Raw genomic sequence first — 14,197 nt, 5'->3', positions numbered from 1 at the left:
TTACGGGTGGGAGCCGGCCATCACGTTGTTGACGGGGAAACGCGCCGGCCGTCCGGTCAGGACCCGTATGGCTTCTTCGGCGGCGATGCGCCGCACCGTCCTGACGGCCTCCTCGGAGTAGTAGGCGGCGTGGGGAGTGATGATCGTGTTGGGCAGCTCGAGGAGGGGGTTGCGCGGGCGCCAGTCGCGTTGCTTCGCCGGCTCCTCTTCGAGGTCGTCCAGCGCGGCGCCGGCGATCCATCCCTCGGTCAGGGCCTGGTGGAGCGCCGCGTCCTCCACGATGGGCCCGCGCGCGGTGTTGACGAGGATCGCGGTCGGCTTCATCCTGCGGAGCGTCGCCCGGTCGAAGGTGTGGTGCGTCTGCGGGGTGAGCGGCGATTGGACCACCAGGTAGTCGGCGCCTTCCACAAGGTCGTCGAAGGACACCGGCCGCACGCCGCGCGAGCGGATCTCGGCCTCGTCGATGAACGGGTCGCACGCCCAGACCTCGACGCCGAACGCCGCCGCGCGCTCGGCGATGAGGCGCGCGATGGCGCCGAAGGACAGCAGCCCGAGCACCCGCCCCCGCAGTCGCCAGACCGGCTGTCCGGTCTTCCAGTGCCATTCGCCCTGCCGCGTCGCCCGGTCGTACCGGCAGATCTTCCGAGCGGCGGCGAGCCAGAGCGCGACGGCGTGATCGGCGACCTCTTCGGCGCACCACTCGTTCGGCGCGTTGGTGACCTGGACGCCCCGGCGGGTCGCGGCGTCGACGTCGACGATGTCGACGCCCGTTCCGTAGCGGGCGATCACCCGGCAACGGGTGAGAGCGCCGATGGCGCGGGAACCGACCCGCGCGTACTGGGTCAGGACGCCGTCGGCCTCCCGGCCTTTCTCGATCACCTCGTCCTCGCTCTTGCACTGCGCGGCGACGAGCCGGAACCCGGCGTCCTCGATGATGGCGCGCTCGATGTCGACATCGCCGAAGTCGTAATCGGCGATCAGGACCGTGCCGTTGGAGTCAGTGCGAGTCACGAGGAATCCCCTTGGTGTCGGTGAGGTTCTGGTACGCCACCGCGAGTTCCAGGCAGCCCCCGCTGTCCAGCTGCCCGACCGTGGAGCGGTAGATCTCCTGCCACGGTGTCTGGTTCTCGAAGGCCGGCGGTATGTGCTCGTCCCTCCGCGCGGCGATCTCTTCCTCCGGCAACAGGACGTCGACACGTGCGTTGTCCAGGTCGATACGGATCCGGTCGCCGGTGCGCAAGATGGCGAGGTTGCCGCCGATCGCGGCTTCGGGGCTGGCGTTGAGGATGGACGGTGCGTCCGAGGTGCCGCTCTGCCTGCCGTCGCCGAGCGCGGGCAGCGAGGTGACGCCTCGCCGGGCCACCGCGGACGGGAGTTCCATGTTGACGACCTCGGCCGACCCCGGATAGCCGATGGGCCCCGTGTAGCGGATGACGAGGATGCAGTGGTCGTCTATGTCCAACTCGGGGTCTTCGATGCGGGCGTGGTAGTCCTCCGGTCCGTCGAAGACGATGGCGCGAAGGTCGACCATCTGCGGCCGCCCGGGGTCTGGAAGGTAGCGGGCCCGGAAGTCGTCGGTGATGACCGAGGTCTTCATGACCGCGGAGTCGAACAGGTTTCCGGACATGACGAGAAGGCCGCCCCGCGGTGAGACGGGATCGTGGAAGGGGCGGATGACCGCAGGGTCGGCGGGCGGGACGTCGGCGAGGTTCTCAGCGACGGTGTTGCCGGAGACCGTCATCAGGTCACCGTGCAGACGGCCTGCCGTCAGCAGCGACCGCATCACGGCGGGGACACCGCCGGCGCGGTAGAAGTCCTCGCCGAGGTACTCTCCGGCCGGTGCGGTGTTCGCCAGGACCGGGACGTCGGCTCCGACCCGCTGCCAGTCTTGGTTGGACAATGCCACCCCGGTATGCCGCGCGATGGCGTTGATGTGGATGGGGACGTTGGTCGACGCGGCGATGGCCGATGCGACCGCGATCGCGTTCTCGAAGGCCCGCATGGTCATGATCCGGCGCGGCGTCACGTCCTCGTGCACCAGGGCCACCGCTCGGCGGCCCGTGTCGTAGGCCATCTGCGCCCGCTCCCGGTAGGGGGCGGGGATCGCCGCACAACCGGGCAGCGACATTCCCAACGCCTCGGCCAGGCTGTTCATCGACAGCGCGGTGCCCATCGTGTTGCAGTGCCCGATGCTGGGCGCCGACGCGCACACACGCGACATGTACTCCGCATAATCGATCTCCCCGCTGGCCAGCAGCCGCTTCGACCGCCAGATCACCAGCCCCGAGCCCGTCCGCATCCCGTTGTGATAGCCATTGAGCATCGGCCCCCCGGACAGAACGATCGCCGGGACGTTCACCGTCGCCGCCGCCATCAGGCACGCAGGTGTCGTCTTGTCGCAGCCCGTCGTCAGGACGACTCCGTCCAACGGATATCCGTAGAGCACCTCGACCAGTCCGAGATAGGCGAGATTGCGATCCAGCGCCGCGGTGGGGCGCTTGCCCGTCTCCTGCAGGGGATGGACAGGGAATTCGAACGGGATGCCGCCGCCGTCGCGGATGCCGTCCCTGACCCGGTCGGCCAGGTCGAGATGGTGCCGGTTGCAGGGGACCAGGTCGTTGCCGGTCTGGGCGATACCGATGATCGGCCGCCCCGACTGGAGCTCGGCGGCGGTGAGGCCGAAGTTGAGAAAGCGCTCGAGGTACAGGGCGGTCATCTCCGGGTTGGCCGGATCGTCCCACCAGGCCTGGCTGCGCAGCTTCCCCTTGACGTGCTCCGTCGGTGGCATAGGGCTCCTCGCCGACTTGTCCGGGTCTCCGCCCTCCCAGCGGGCCGGAGGGTGCCATGGCGCTGCGGAAGCGCGGGAAGCGCCGCCGATGCCGAGTCCTGCCCGCGCGACACCCGACCCGGCAGGACGCTCTCCTGCGCGCACAGGTACCCGGCACTCACTCCGGCATCCACTCGACCTGCGCAAATAACGGCAAAGACCGTTCACGCTGCTCCAGGTCGCCCGTGCTGCGGGGGCGGATCGGCGCTGGGCGGAGGACTGGCGCGTCGGGTGGGCGCGGGCCGTCACGCGCCTTCGGGCGCCGGCGCGCCGAGGGGCACGGCCTCGGACATGATCTTGTCGATCTGCGCGAGATCGTCCTGGCTCAGGACGATGTCCAGCGCGCCGACGGTCTCCTCGAGATTGGCCTGTCGGCGGGAGCCGACGAGCGCGACCTGGACGGCGGGGTGCGCCAGCACCCACGCCACGGCGAGTTGCCCGATCGTGGCCCCCGCGCCTGCGCGAAGCGACGAAGTTCGTCGACCACCCGCAGGTTGCGGCGGAACGCGCCGCCGGTGGAATCCGGGCTGGCCGACCGCCAGTCGTTCGCTGGGAAACTGGTGTCCGGAGTGAGCCTGCCGCCCAGGAGTCCGTGGGCCAAGGGGCCGTAGGCCAGCACGCCCAGGTCGTGCTCGGCCGCATAGGGAAGTGCATCGGTCTCGATGTCGCGAAGGAACAAATGGTAGGGCGATTGCAGCGCTTCGACCTGCCGTTCGGCCGCGAAGGCGCGCAATTGCCCGGCGTTGAAATTCGAGGCACCGACATGGCCGATGAGACCCTCGTCGACCAGGTCCCACAGCACCGCCGCGGTCTCCGCCGGCGGCGTCCTCGGATCGGGCCAATGGATCTGATACAGGTCGATGTGGTCGATCCCGAGAGCGTCCAGACTCTCCTCCACGCCGCGCCGGATCCACGCCGGGCTGGAGTCGCGGACCAGCGTGTCGCCGTCCGTGCGCAGCCCACCTTTGGTGGCGATCACCACCTGGTCCATCTCACCGGCCAGCGCCCGCCCCAGCAGGCGTTCCGCGGTCCCGAACCCGTATCCCTGGGCGGTGTCGAAGATGTTGACCCCCAGGCCGCGAGCATGGTGGATGCTCTCGATCGCCGACCGCTCGTCGACCTCGCCCCATTCCCCGCCGAACTGCCATGTGCCGTACGCGATCGGCGTTACCCGAAGTCGAGTGCGGCCAAGCCCAACCGTCTCCATCCCTCGCCCCCCAGTTGGTCTCATCTAGGGCGCCACCTATCCGACCCTGCCCCGAAGAACCCGTCTGGGGTGAACACGGCCACTCATCGGACCGGAGTGTTCCCAGCGGGCTGCCCGGGCGATCGGCATCACGTGCCGGCGGAGGTCACAAGGTCTTGTGAGGCGCGGCCCGACCACTTCGATGATGTAGCGGGGGCCGTCGCCGGGCCGACGGGATCGGCCACGTTCCTGGAGAGCTCGCGCGAAAGATCCGGCACAGCGCGGCAGCGAAGCTCCCGTGCTTCGCACGGATTGTGCCAACCCGTACTGAGGAATATCGCTGTAAAACAAATTCTTTTTCAACTTCCGTAAACAACGAAGCGGCGGGAGCGTCGAGGTAGAAGCAGTTCTCGGCGGGAATGATGCTGCTCATGATGGACGCGTTGGCCGGTGAACTGGCCGCTCACATTACGACTCTTCACAAGGTCTTGATCGCGATTGGGGTCGTAGTGCTGCTGATCGTGCTCGTGGTCGCGCGGATCATCGTGGTCCGGCGGCACGCGCGAAGACGTTGAAGCGCCTCAGCTCCCCATGTCGTACTCCTCGGTGGTCGGCATGGCCGACGATCTCGCCCTCCAGGGCGGACTCCAGCACCGTCGTCAGGTCGACACAGCCACTTCTGGCCGTCGTGGTCGGTGAGCACGATGACTTTTGTCCCCGCGAGGTGGAAGGTAGCGTCCTTACCGATCGCCTCGCGGACCTTGCTTGTGGCTGCCCGAGCTCGGTCCACGTCCCGGGGCCCGTGGCAGGTTGCCGTATGCGAAATCCGCGGTACGAACGATCATCGGAATCGGTGTCTGCGCCGGCGGCTCGGATGCGACGCAGCCGCCTCTTGGGCCGTCAGCGGTGGCGGAGCCGGGCCACTTGCTGCGGTTTACAAGGACGGGAGGCAAGTCACGGCTTGCCCGGCGCCGCCCAGCATGACCGGGTGGCTGGTGCGGCGTCCTTCGGCGTCTTGGGTGGCCAGTGGCCGCCGCTTGGGTGTGCGGACGTGGGCAATCCTCATGGGGCGCCATGGCTGCCGCCGGTCATGCGTCTCATCCCGCCTGCTGGCGTTGGCGGCGGTGGGCGGCGCACCGACGCTGGCAGCGTGTGGTGAGGATCGTCGGCCGACTCAGCGAACACCACGTCGCCGAACGCTTCGGGGAACCCCAAGAAGGGGCGCTGCCTGGAAGAAGCTGATGATGTGGGCTGGCCGTCCTGCCGGTTGGTGCTGTCGACAGGGTGGCGACACCGGAGCGAACATCGAGCTAACACGCGGACATATCGGGCATGGATCTTAGGATGTAAGCGTGCGTTTATGCAGGTCAGGGGTGGCGTGCCCGGCAGGATTCGAACCCGCGTGCCAAGTCCAGTGGGCGGCCACGCTCGTTCTCGCGGTGCTCGAAGTCGTCGAAGTCGACTCGTTGAGGTAGAGCGCCCCTCCGTGGCGCGCCCCTTCACCACGGTTCGCTGCGTGCACTCTTCGGCTGGTTTTCGTTGCGCACGGTGCCTCATTTGACCGGTCAAACGGAAAAACGCGCATGCGTGGCCTGGTTCGTGCGGGTCAGTGATTTGGTTAGGAGATGGTTCGAGGCCAGAGAGCGCGACGATCTTCCCGCGCTGGTCGGCCTGCGCCCGCGGGGATGGCGCCGGTCGAGTGGTCAGCCGCCGTCCGGATCCCGCCACATCAGCCACACCGGCGGGCAGCCCCGGCCCGGCATCGCGAGCTCCCGCGTCACCCGGAACCCGAACCTCTCGTAGTACGGGACGTTCCGCTCCTTCGAGCTCTCCAGGTAGGCCGGGACGCCCTCGGCGTCGCAGCGGTCCAGCCGGGAGCGCAGCAGCGCCCCGCCGAGCCCGTTGCCCTGCGCGGGCGGATCCGTGCCGAGCACCGCCAGGTACCAGTGCGGCTCCGGCGGATGGTGCTTCTCGATCTCGCCGAGGGCGCGCAGCGCCGCCGGCACCCGGCGGCCGAGCGCGCGCAGCAGCGGCCCGGCCTGCGCCGCCTGGGCGCGCGCGGGGACGCGCCAGAGCCCCGGCGGGTCCCACAGTGCGGCGGCCTCCACGTCCGGTCCGCGGCCCGCCGCCTCGGTGCCCTCGTGCCGCAGGTGCACGTGCCGCAGCAGGATGCCGAACACGCCGGTCAGCCGGCGGACGCGGGACGCCTCGTCGGGCAGGATCCAGCGCCAGACCGGGTCGTCGTCGAACGCGCGCCCGAGCACCGCGGCGATCGCGGCGGCGTCGGCGCCGCCCGCCGCGCGGACGAGCGGGGAGGGCTGGGACTGGGACGTCATGGCGCGGCCTCCTCGGGACGCGCCGATCCTCGCCGGGGACCGGCGCTTCCGTCAAGGCGCGCAGGGCCGGCGAGGGCCGGGGCCGGAGGCGGTCAGTGGCGGCGGCCGCGGCGGCCGCGGCGCTCCTCGCGGGCCCGGCTCAGCTCCTCCAGCACCAGCGTGGTGCCGATCCCGATCAGCCAGGAGTCCTTGGCGAGCGGGATCCCCTGCTGCGTGGGGCGCAGCCCCTCGCGCATGCCGGGCAGCCGCAGGTAGAGGCCGATGAGCCCGCCCGCGAACGCGGTGAGCGCTCCGCCCGCCACCAGCGTCGGGACCAGCGGGGTGACCAGCGCGGTGCCGAGCGCGACCTCGGCCGCGCCGAGGTTGCGGGTGAACTCGCCCTTGTCCTGCGACTCCAGGAACGGGTAGGCGGTCTTGGCGGTCCCGTGGATGTAGTCGGCCGTCCCCTCGTCGCCCTTGAGCTTCGACAGGCCCGAGTTCAGCACGAACGCGCCCACGATCAGCCGGACGGGCATCTGGTGCGCGCGAGCAAGAAAACGCATCGTTCCCCATAACGATCGGGAGATTCAGGGCGCTGGGATCATTCCCGCGCGTGGCCCGCTACACCTGAAGCCGCGGTCAAGTCTCCGCCACGGCTCGCCGCCCTCCGCCGCTCAGGACGCGAGGCGTTCCTCCGTGAAGCGCTCGGCGGCGGCGCGCAGCGCCTCGACGCACGCGTCGACGGCCGGGCCCGCGGCCCCGGTCCGCCACGCCACGTAGATCTTGCGGCGCACGACCGGGCGGGTGGCGAGCATCCGGACGCCGGCGGGCACGGGGTCGCGGCCGAGCCGGGGGATCATCGCGGCGGCCAGCCCGGCGGCGACGAACGCCAGCTGGGTGGGGTAGTCGGCCACGTTGCAGGCGATGTCGGGGTCGACGTTGTGCTCGCGCAGCGTCTGGACGATCTGCTTCTCGCAGGTCCCGCCGGCCGTCCAGGCCGCCCACCGCAGGCCGCGCAGCTCGTGCAGGTCGACGGTGCGGCGGCGGGCGAGCGGGTGCGCGGCCGGGAGCGCCAGGTCGATGACGTCGGAGGACAGCAGGACGTTCGACACCGAGGCGGGGAACGGGGTCGGCAGCGTGTCCCAGCTCTCCACCATCGCCACGTCGAGGTCGCCGCGCGCCAGGGCGGGCAGCACGTTCTCCGTCTCGCCCTCCCGGAGGGTGGGGGACAGGCCGGGGTGCCGCTCGCGCAGCGCGGCGAGCGCGGGCGGCAGCACCGACCGGGCGGCGGTGACGAACGCGCCGAGCCGGACCGGCCCGGTCACGTCCGCGCGCAGCCCGTCCAGCTCGGCGGCGGCCGCCGACAGTTGCGCGAGCACCCGCCCGGCGTGCTCCGCCAGAACCCGGCCCGCGCGGGTGAGGCGCACGCCGCGCCCCCGCGGTTCGAGCAGCCTGTGGCCGGTCTCGCGTTCCAGCTTGGCCAGCTGCTGCGAGACGCCGGACGGCGTCACGTGCATCGCCTCGGCCGCCGCCGCGATCGATCCGTGCACCGAGACCGCGTGCAGGGCCCGGAGCCGTTCCAGGTTCATCGTCACGGTAGAGATGCTACCGATTTCCGCTAAAGAACATTCGCTTGTGCTAATTGATCGTGCGCGGCAGCGTGGAGGGCGTGCGAAGGATCGACCCGCGTCTGCTCGCGATCGCCGGGGCCGTGTTCATCTCCGTCTCCGCGATCCTCTTCCGGCTGTCCGGCGTCTCGTCGGGGACGGCCGCGTTCTTCCGCTGCGCGCTCGCGCTGCCGGTGCTGGCGCCGCTCGCCCTGTGGGAGCGGCGCCGCGCCGGGCCGCGCCGGCGCGGGGCGGTGGACGTCGCGGCCGGGCTCCTGCTGGGCGCCGACCTCGTGCTGTGGGGCGCGTCGATCGACCGGGTCGGCGCCGGGATCGCGACCGTCCTGGTGAACGTGCAGGTCGTGGTGGTGCCGCTGCTGGCGCTGGCGGTCTTCGGCGAGCGCCCGTCCCGGCCGTTCGCGCTCGCCGTCCCGGTGATGCTCGGCGGGGTGGCGCTCGCCGGCGGGGTCGCCGAGCATGGGACGGGCACGGACCCGGCCGCCGGTATCGCGTTCGGGGTGGGCGCCGGCGCCGCCTACGCGGGCTACCTGTTCCTCACGCGCGTCGCCGGGCGGGGGCAGGAGCACCGGGCGCAGCCCGTCCTGCTGTCGACCTGCGGCGCCGGCGCCATGGCGGTCGTGATCGGCGCGCCGTGGCAGGGCGTCGACCTCGCGCCCGGCTGGGCCGCGCTCGGCTGGCTCGCCGCGCTGGCCGTGACGGGCCAGGTCTGCGGATGGATGCTCATCGGCGCCGCGCTGCCCCGGCTGCGCGCCGAGGAGGGCGGGACGCTGCTGCTCCTGCAGCCGGTCCTCGCCGTCGCGTTCGGCGCGGCGGTCCTCGGCGAGCGCCCCGGGATCTCGCAGGTCGCGGGCTGCGCGCTCGTCCTCGCGGCGGTCCGCCTGGCCGGACGCCCCCGCGCGGCAACGGCGCCGCACCACGCGCGGTTTGTGCGGACGGCAGGGGGTGATGGTGGGCGTACGAGCCCGCTTCGCACCGGAGGAGGCCGCGATGACCAAGCGACTCGTCGTCTGCTGCGACGGCACGTGGAACTTCGCCGACCAGGCCACCGCGGGGCGGCCTTCCCCGACCAACATCACCAAGATCGCTCTGTCCGTCGCTCCGGTTGACCCCGCGGGGGTGGAGCAGCGGGTCTACTACCACCGCGGTGTCGGGACCACCCGGTGGGAGCGCTTGCGCGGCGGCGCGTTCGGCCTGGGGCTCGCCGGGAACGTCTTCGACGCCTACCGCTTCGTCATCGACAACTACGACGCCGGTGACGACCTGTTCCTCTTCGGCTTCAGCCGGGGCGCGTACACCGCCCGCAGCCTCGCCGGACTGATCCGCAACTGCGGCGTCCTGCGCAGGGAGAACGCCGACCGCGTCCAGGAGGCCTGGGAGCTGTACCGGAATTCGGCCGAGATGCCGTCCGGGGTGACTTCGGCGCTGTTCCGCCAGGCGTACTCGTACGATCCGCGCATCCGCTTCCTCGGGATGTTCGACACGGTCGGCGCCCTGGGCGTCCCGGCGATGGGGCCGCGATGGCTCAGGCCGCTGGTCAGGCGGCTCAACCATCGCTGGGAGTTCCACGACACCAGGCTCAGCTCCCGGGTCGACGGCGCGTTCCAGGCGCTGGCGATCGACGAGCGCCGGGAGGCCTTCGAGCCCGCGCTCTGGCATCAGAGACCGGGCGTCGACGGCCAGGAGATGAGGCAGGTCTGGTTCAGCGGGGCGCACTGCGACGTCGGCGGCGGCTACCCCGACGCGTCCCTCTCCGACATCGCCCTGCTCTGGATGGCCGACCGGGCGCGCGCCTACGGCCTCCGGTTCCGTCCGAGCGCGTTCGGTCCCGACGGCCCTGCGGACATGACTCCGAGCACGAGCACCCTGTTCAGGGTGGCGCCGGACATGACGGCCCGTCCGCATGACTCGCTGACGAGGTTCTACCGCCTGATGGCGGCCGTGGACCGGCCGATCGGCAAGTGCGCCGACAGCCGGTCCCACCGACTCGACGGGAACGAATACGTCGCCTCGACGGCCAAGGAGCACTTCGAGGAGGACATTACGTACAGGCCGCCCCAGCTGGCGGAATACTTGAGCTCGAACGGTCGCGTCGAACCCGTGGCGGGCACCCTGGACGGAGCCGTCGGCCGGGCGAAGGGGCAGGCCCGGGAGGCGAAGCCTCGTCGCTGACCGCCCGGCCTGATCGAATGGGTACGGTTCGTCGGTATGACGACTCCGCCGCCGGCGCTCCCGCCCGCTCCCGAATGGGAGCCCGAACACGAGGTGACGGAGGAGGCGGCCGCCGCGCTGGTCGGCGCCCGGTTCCCCGGCCTCGCGGGCGCCCCGGTGGAGGCGCTCGCCACCGGCTGGGACAACACGGTCTTCCTGGTCGGCGGCGAATGGGCGTTCCGCTTCCCCCGCAGGCGGATCGCGGTCCCCGGCGTCGAGCGCGAGATCGCGGTGCTCCCCGCGATCGCGCCGCGCCTGCCACTGCCGATCCCCGAGCCGTGCTTCACCGCCGGGCCGTCGGAGGAGTTCCCCTGGCCGTTCTGGGGCGCGCGGATGATCCCCGGACGCGAGCTCGCCGAGGTCCGGCCCCCGGACGAGGAGCGGGCGGCCCTCGCGGAAGGCGTCGGCGCCTTCCTCCGCGCGCTGCACGACCCGGCGCTCGCCGCGGAGGCGGGGGAGGGGCTGCCGCTCGACCCGATGAAGCGGGCGGACCCCGCCGTCCGCGCCGCGCGGACCCACCCGCGGCTGGACTCGCTGGTCCGCCTCGGCGTCTGGGAGCGGGACGCCGCCGTCATGGACCTCCTCGCCGGCGCGCGGCGGCGGGACGCGCCGGACGGCGGACCGGTGATCGTCCACGGGGACCTGCACGTCCGGCACCTGCTGCTCGACCGGGACGGGCGGGCCGCCGGGGTGATCGACTGGGGCGACCTGTGCCGGGCGGACCCGGCCGTCGACCTGTCGATCGCCTACGCCGCATTCGCCGGCCCCGCCCGCGCCGCGCTGCTGGCCGCGTACGGCCCCGTCCCGCCGGAGCGGGAGGCCGCCGCCCGCGTGCTGGCGCTGAACCTCAGCGCGACGCTCGCCGAGTGGGCCGCGTCCACCGGACGCGCGGCCCTGCTCGCCGAGGCGCTCGCCGGCATCGGCCGCGCCGTCGCGGACTGAGCGGGCTGAGCGGGCGTCCGAATGGGCGGCCGGTCGGGCGGGCCTCAGACCCGCATGTACACGCGGATGGCGGTGCCTTCGGGACCGGTGTGCACGCGGACGAGGTCCGCGAGGTGGTTGACCAGCAGGATCCCGCGCCCGCCGAACGGGCTCATCGCCGCCGGGCGGCGCCCGGCGAGCGGGTCGTCGATGGTGCCGGCGTCGCTGACCTCGCAGACGACCTGGCCGTCCTCGGACCAGATCCGCGCCGTCCCCTTCCCGCCGCCGTGCAGGCAGGAGTTGGCGGCCAGCTCGTGCACGGCCACCTCGAGGTCCCCCGCCGGGTCCGGCGCGAGGCCGAGGTGCCGGGCCCAGTGGCAGGTGAACTCGCGGACGCGGGGCAGCGCGTCCAGGTCGAAGCTCATCCGCGCGGCGTCGGACGGCTCGGGCAGCGGCAGGTTGTAGGACTCGATGACGCGGCCGGGCGCGTAGTCCTCGCTGGCCCGCGCGCCGTCCCGGTCGATGACGACCGGGTGGGTGGCCCGGGCGTCGGAGATCACGACGTCGTCCAGGCCCGCCACGTCGTAGGGGCACAGGATGGAGACCTCGCGGCCGGCGAAGGCCAGGTTGATCAGCGCCTCGTGCTGGGCGCAGGCGGGGTACTCGGTGCCGGTCCGGCCGGGCCAGATCGGCTCCCCGATGATCCGGACGCGCCCGGCGGGGTGCCGGTCGGCGAACTCGCGGAGCACGCCGGGGATGATCCGGCCCGGGTTGCGGCCCGCCTCGGTCATGTCCAGCCACCGGACGCCGTCGGCGGCGGCGCCGAGCGCGGCGCGCAGCACATTGAGCCGGGGCCCGGGGACGGCGACGGCGACCGGTTCGCCGGCGTCGAGGCCGTCGCGGAGGAACGGCACGGTCCCGGCGAGGTACTCGTCCTCGCCCCGGTAGAAGAGGGCGGGATGGACGAACGGATCCCCCGGTGGCGCGTCGTCCGGATCCATGTCGTCGGGGCCCCCAAGCCGTCAGTGAACGCCGTTCATCCCACGGTTACCCGTGAACGAGCAGGTGAAAACGGGGTGAATCATCTCATAGCGCTCGCTGGCGGAGGAGGGCGGCGTCCACCACATCGGTGAGCCGGCCCCTGCGGCGGTACGCGGCGCGCTGCCGCTCCGCGCCCGTCCCGCCGGTCATCAACCGCCGCATGCCGGCCGCGACCCGGTCCAGGTCGCCGCTGTCCCGCAGCGCCGGCAGGACGTGCGCGAGCAGGTCCCCGGCCAGCTCGCGGAACGCCGCCGGGCGGCCCGTGCACACGTCCACGCCGTCGCCCGCCAGCCCGTCGCGGGCCGCCAGCCAGTACGCCGCGCGCAGCATCTCCTGCGGCGGATCGGGCGGGGGCTCCCCGGCCTCCACGGCGCGCACCGACATCTCCACCAGCGCGCGGATCAGCGCCGCGAACACCGACGCGTCCGCCGCGGTCGGCGCGACGTCGCCCAGCCGCACCTCGACCGTGGGCAGCCGCGCCGACGGCCGGACGTCCCAGAAGATGGTGCCGGTGTCCATCAGCGCGCCGCAGCCCAGCAGCGTGCCGACGAGCTCCTCGTAGTGCGCGTACGACTCGAAGTACGGCGGCGGCCCCGCGACCGGCCAGCGCGCCCACGTCATGACCCGCCAGCACGCGTGCCCGGTGTCGCGGCCCGCCCAGTACGGCGAGTTGGCCGCCAGCGCCAGCAGCGTCGGCAGCCAGGGCCGCAGATGGTTGCTGACCGCCACGGCCCGCTCCCGGTCGGGCATCTCGACGTGGACGTGGCAGGAGCAGATGCTCTGCTCGTCGTCCAGCGCCCGGTAGACCGCGAGGCTCTCGGCGTAGCGGGCGCCCGCGCCGATCGGCGCGGGCACGAGGTCGCCGAGCACGGGCGTGCCGGTCGCGGCCAGCCGCACCCCCTCGGCGGCCGCGGCGCCCGCCATCGCGGCGCGCATCGCCTCGACCTGCTCCTCCAGCTTGTCGAGGTCGTCGCAGGGCGGGGTCTTCGCCTCGGCCAGGAAGTCGACCAGTTCGGTGGAGGCGCGCTCGCCGAGCGCCCGCTCCGCGCGCCGCACCACGGCGGCGGCACGGGGGACGACCTCCCGGGAACCGGGATCGACGACGAAGTACTCCTCCTCGATTCCCATTCGCAGGGCCATCCCACCACCTCGGGGTCGGGGGCTCGCAGGCGGCCGCGTCACTTCGACGGTACGTTCTCGCGGCCCGCTTCGCACCCGCCGGAGGTGGCCGCTCCCGGGACGGGATTCCTCTTGACCTTCTTTTGACCCGCCGCTCAGCGGGCAGTGCCGAGGGGGAGACACCGCGCAACGGCGAAGGAAGGTGGTCCGGATGACCGGCTCGACCTCGGTCGGCGTGCTCGTGCTGGTGCTGGCGATCGCGGCCCTCGTGCTCGTCGGCCTGATCTACTTCGGCGGGCGGAGGAGGGGCCCGCACAACGGGCTGGACAGGGACCGCCGCTGACCGGCCCGGCGGACCGGGCCGGCCGGACGAGTCAGACGGGGCAGACGGGCCGGACGGGTCTTCAGGGGCCCTTGTCGACGAAGTACATCGACAGGGCGATGAGGTGGGTCACCACCACGACGCCGATGCCGAAGAAGAACAGCATCTTCGCGGGCCCGTGAGGGAACACGGTCCCGGGCTTCAGCGGCCCGCGCTCGCGCTGGCGGGCCGCGATCCGCTCCTCGATGGGCGGCCGCCCGAACACGGCTACTGGCGCGGGTCGTCGACGACGACGTCGGTCATGATGTCGACCGCGAGGGCGATGATCCCGCCGATCACGGCGACCGCGGCGCCCGCCCCGAAGACGATCCAGTCGGGGCCCATGACGATGCCCACGCCGCCGATGACGAAACCGACGAAGATGATGGCCACGGCGATCCAGGACTTCGGGCGTCCGGCGTGGCTGCCAGTCGACATGCGCAGTCTTCTCTTTCCGCGTTCGGTGGGGGACGGAGACCCGTCGTGATCGGGTCCTCGACGCCGAACTCTAGCAACGACCGGCCCGCTCGCCCGCAGCGGGGCCGCGGCGCGCCGACCGCTTCCGGTCCGGGCGCCGCGCAGCGCCGGCCG

14 protein-coding genes and 1 pseudogene are annotated in these 14,197 nt (G+C 72.4%); 5 read left to right on the top strand and 10 right to left on the bottom strand.

Annotated features, from left to right (window positions below; genetic code table 11):
• The 3 genes and pseudogenes from ABZ914_RS16240 to ABZ914_RS16230 all read right to left on the bottom strand — a co-directional run bounded on the left by ABZ914_RS16240 (window position 1) and on the right by ABZ914_RS16230 (window position 4,034).
• Window positions 1-1,011 carry a C-terminal binding protein gene (locus ABZ914_RS16240; RefSeq protein WP_500193688.1) on the bottom strand — a complete coding sequence of 337 codons (1,011 nt, stop codon included), beginning with the start codon at window positions 1,009-1,011 and terminating at the stop codon, window positions 1-3.
• Window positions 998-2,716 carry an IlvD/Edd family dehydratase gene (locus ABZ914_RS16235; RefSeq protein WP_500193687.1) on the bottom strand — a complete coding sequence of 573 codons (1,719 nt, stop codon included), beginning with the start codon at window positions 2,714-2,716 and terminating at the stop codon, window positions 998-1,000. The genes ABZ914_RS16240 and ABZ914_RS16235 overlap by 14 nt, the downstream gene beginning before the upstream one ends.
• 356 nt (window positions 2,717-3,072) lie before the next feature.
• Window positions 3,073-4,034, bottom strand: a pseudogene (locus ABZ914_RS16230) (aldo/keto reductase).
• A 398-nt stretch (window positions 4,035-4,432) separates the two neighbouring features.
• Here ABZ914_RS16230 and ABZ914_RS16225 point away from each other — a divergent pair.
• Entirely contained in the window at window positions 4,433-4,588 is a 156-nt protein-coding gene (locus ABZ914_RS16225) for a hypothetical protein (RefSeq protein WP_500193686.1), read from the top strand.
• Window positions 4,589-5,716: 1,128 nt separating this feature from the next.
• Here the strand turns inward: ABZ914_RS16225 and ABZ914_RS16220 are convergent.
• The 3 genes from ABZ914_RS16220 to ABZ914_RS16210 all read right to left on the bottom strand — a co-directional run bounded on the left by ABZ914_RS16220 (window position 5,717) and on the right by ABZ914_RS16210 (window position 7,917).
• A complete protein-coding gene (locus tag ABZ914_RS16220; protein WP_433136405.1) occupies window positions 5,717-6,349 on the bottom strand; it encodes a GNAT family N-acetyltransferase in 633 nt (210 codons plus the stop codon).
• Window positions 6,350-6,441: 92 nt separating this feature from the next.
• Entirely contained in the window at window positions 6,442-6,891 is a 450-nt protein-coding gene (locus ABZ914_RS16215) for a hypothetical protein (protein ID WP_500193685.1), read from the bottom strand.
• A 111-nt stretch (window positions 6,892-7,002) separates the two neighbouring features.
• The gene (locus ABZ914_RS16210; RefSeq protein WP_500193699.1) at window positions 7,003-7,917 is read right to left on the bottom strand and encodes a LysR family transcriptional regulator; all 915 of its coding nucleotides are present in this window, start codon (window positions 7,915-7,917) and stop codon (window positions 7,003-7,005) included.
• Between the two features lie 80 nt (window positions 7,918-7,997).
• Between ABZ914_RS16210 and ABZ914_RS16205 the strand changes: the two genes are divergently transcribed.
• From ABZ914_RS16205 to ABZ914_RS16195, 3 genes are read left to right on the top strand one after another with little or no spacing between them, the layout of a single operon-like run.
• Window positions 7,998-9,062 (top strand): DMT family transporter, encoded by a 1,065-nt coding sequence (locus tag ABZ914_RS16205; protein ID WP_500193684.1) that lies wholly within the window; start codon window positions 7,998-8,000, stop codon window positions 9,060-9,062.
• A complete protein-coding gene (locus ABZ914_RS16200) occupies window positions 8,944-10,125 on the top strand; it encodes a T6SS phospholipase effector Tle1-like catalytic domain-containing protein (RefSeq protein ID WP_500193683.1) in 1,182 nt (393 codons plus the stop codon). The genes ABZ914_RS16205 and ABZ914_RS16200 overlap by 119 nt, the downstream gene beginning before the upstream one ends.
• Window positions 10,126-10,161: 36 nt before the next feature.
• Complete coding sequence (locus ABZ914_RS16195) at window positions 10,162-11,106, top strand: phosphotransferase (protein WP_500193682.1); 945 nt, start codon at window positions 10,162-10,164, stop codon at window positions 11,104-11,106.
• Window positions 11,107-11,150: 44 nt separating this feature from the next.
• Here ABZ914_RS16195 and ABZ914_RS16190 read toward each other — a convergent pair whose 3' ends face one another.
• Both ABZ914_RS16190 and ABZ914_RS16185 read right to left on the bottom strand, forming a co-directional pair.
• Window positions 11,151-12,086: an anti-sigma factor RsbA family regulatory protein gene (locus tag ABZ914_RS16190; protein WP_500193681.1), complete on the bottom strand. Its 936-nt coding sequence runs from the start codon at window positions 12,084-12,086 to the stop codon at window positions 11,151-11,153.
• Between the two features lie 85 nt (window positions 12,087-12,171).
• Complete coding sequence (locus ABZ914_RS16185) at window positions 12,172-13,266, bottom strand: carboxylate-amine ligase (protein ID WP_500193680.1); 1,095 nt, start codon at window positions 13,264-13,266, stop codon at window positions 12,172-12,174.
• 190 nt (window positions 13,267-13,456) lie between these two features.
• Between ABZ914_RS16185 and ABZ914_RS16180 the strand changes: the two genes are divergently transcribed.
• On the top strand, window positions 13,457-13,588 hold the full coding sequence (locus tag ABZ914_RS16180) for a hypothetical protein (protein ID WP_277819865.1): 132 nt from the start codon (window positions 13,457-13,459) through the stop codon (window positions 13,586-13,588).
• 61 nt (window positions 13,589-13,649) lie between these two features.
• Here ABZ914_RS16180 and ABZ914_RS16175 read toward each other — a convergent pair whose 3' ends face one another.
• Window positions 13,650-13,832 (bottom strand): hypothetical protein, encoded by a 183-nt coding sequence (locus tag ABZ914_RS16175; protein WP_433136399.1) that lies wholly within the window; start codon window positions 13,830-13,832, stop codon window positions 13,650-13,652.
• A 2-nt stretch (window positions 13,833-13,834) separates the two neighbouring features.
• Window positions 13,835-14,044: an HGxxPAAW family protein gene (locus tag ABZ914_RS16170; RefSeq protein ID WP_151542630.1), complete on the bottom strand. Its 210-nt coding sequence runs from the start codon at window positions 14,042-14,044 to the stop codon at window positions 13,835-13,837.
• Between the last annotated feature and the right edge of the window lie 153 nt (window positions 14,045-14,197).

The sequence above is a fragment of the Spirillospora sp. NPDC046719 genome (genome assembly GCF_040645715.1).
Lineage (GTDB): Bacteria > Actinomycetota > Actinomycetes > Streptosporangiales > Streptosporangiaceae > Spirillospora.
Note: the sequence above shows the minus strand (reverse complement) of the source record. Positions and strands in the feature narration are given on the sequence as shown.

Coding starts and splice junctions, on each gene's coding strand:
- ABZ914_RS16200 (WP_500193683.1), top strand. CDS start 8,944: ATGACCAAGCGACTCGTCGTCTGCTGCGACGGCACGTGGAACTTCGCC.
- ABZ914_RS16210 (WP_500193699.1), bottom strand. CDS start 7,917: ATGAACCTGGAACGGCTCCGGGCCCTGCACGCGGTCTCGGTGCACGGA.
- ABZ914_RS16190 (WP_500193681.1), bottom strand. CDS start 12,086: ATGGATCCGGACGACGCGCCACCGGGGGATCCGTTCGTCCATCCCGCC.
- ABZ914_RS16220 (WP_433136405.1), bottom strand. CDS start 6,349: ATGACGTCCCAGTCCCAGCCCTCCCCGCTCGTCCGCGCGGCGGGCGGC.
- ABZ914_RS16185 (WP_500193680.1), bottom strand. CDS start 13,266: ATGGCCCTGCGAATGGGAATCGAGGAGGAGTACTTCGTCGTCGATCCC.
- ABZ914_RS16170 (WP_151542630.1), bottom strand. CDS start 14,044: ATGTCGACTGGCAGCCACGCCGGACGCCCGAAGTCCTGGATCGCCGTG.
- ABZ914_RS16235 (WP_500193687.1), bottom strand. CDS start 2,716: ATGACCGCCCTGTACCTCGAGCGCTTTCTCAACTTCGGCCTCACCGCC.
- ABZ914_RS16225 (WP_500193686.1), top strand. CDS start 4,433: ATGATGCTGCTCATGATGGACGCGTTGGCCGGTGAACTGGCCGCTCAC.
- ABZ914_RS16180 (WP_277819865.1), top strand. CDS start 13,457: ATGACCGGCTCGACCTCGGTCGGCGTGCTCGTGCTGGTGCTGGCGATC.
- ABZ914_RS16195 (WP_500193682.1), top strand. CDS start 10,162: ATGACGACTCCGCCGCCGGCGCTCCCGCCCGCTCCCGAATGGGAGCCC.
- ABZ914_RS16215 (WP_500193685.1), bottom strand. CDS start 6,891: ATGCGTTTTCTTGCTCGCGCGCACCAGATGCCCGTCCGGCTGATCGTG.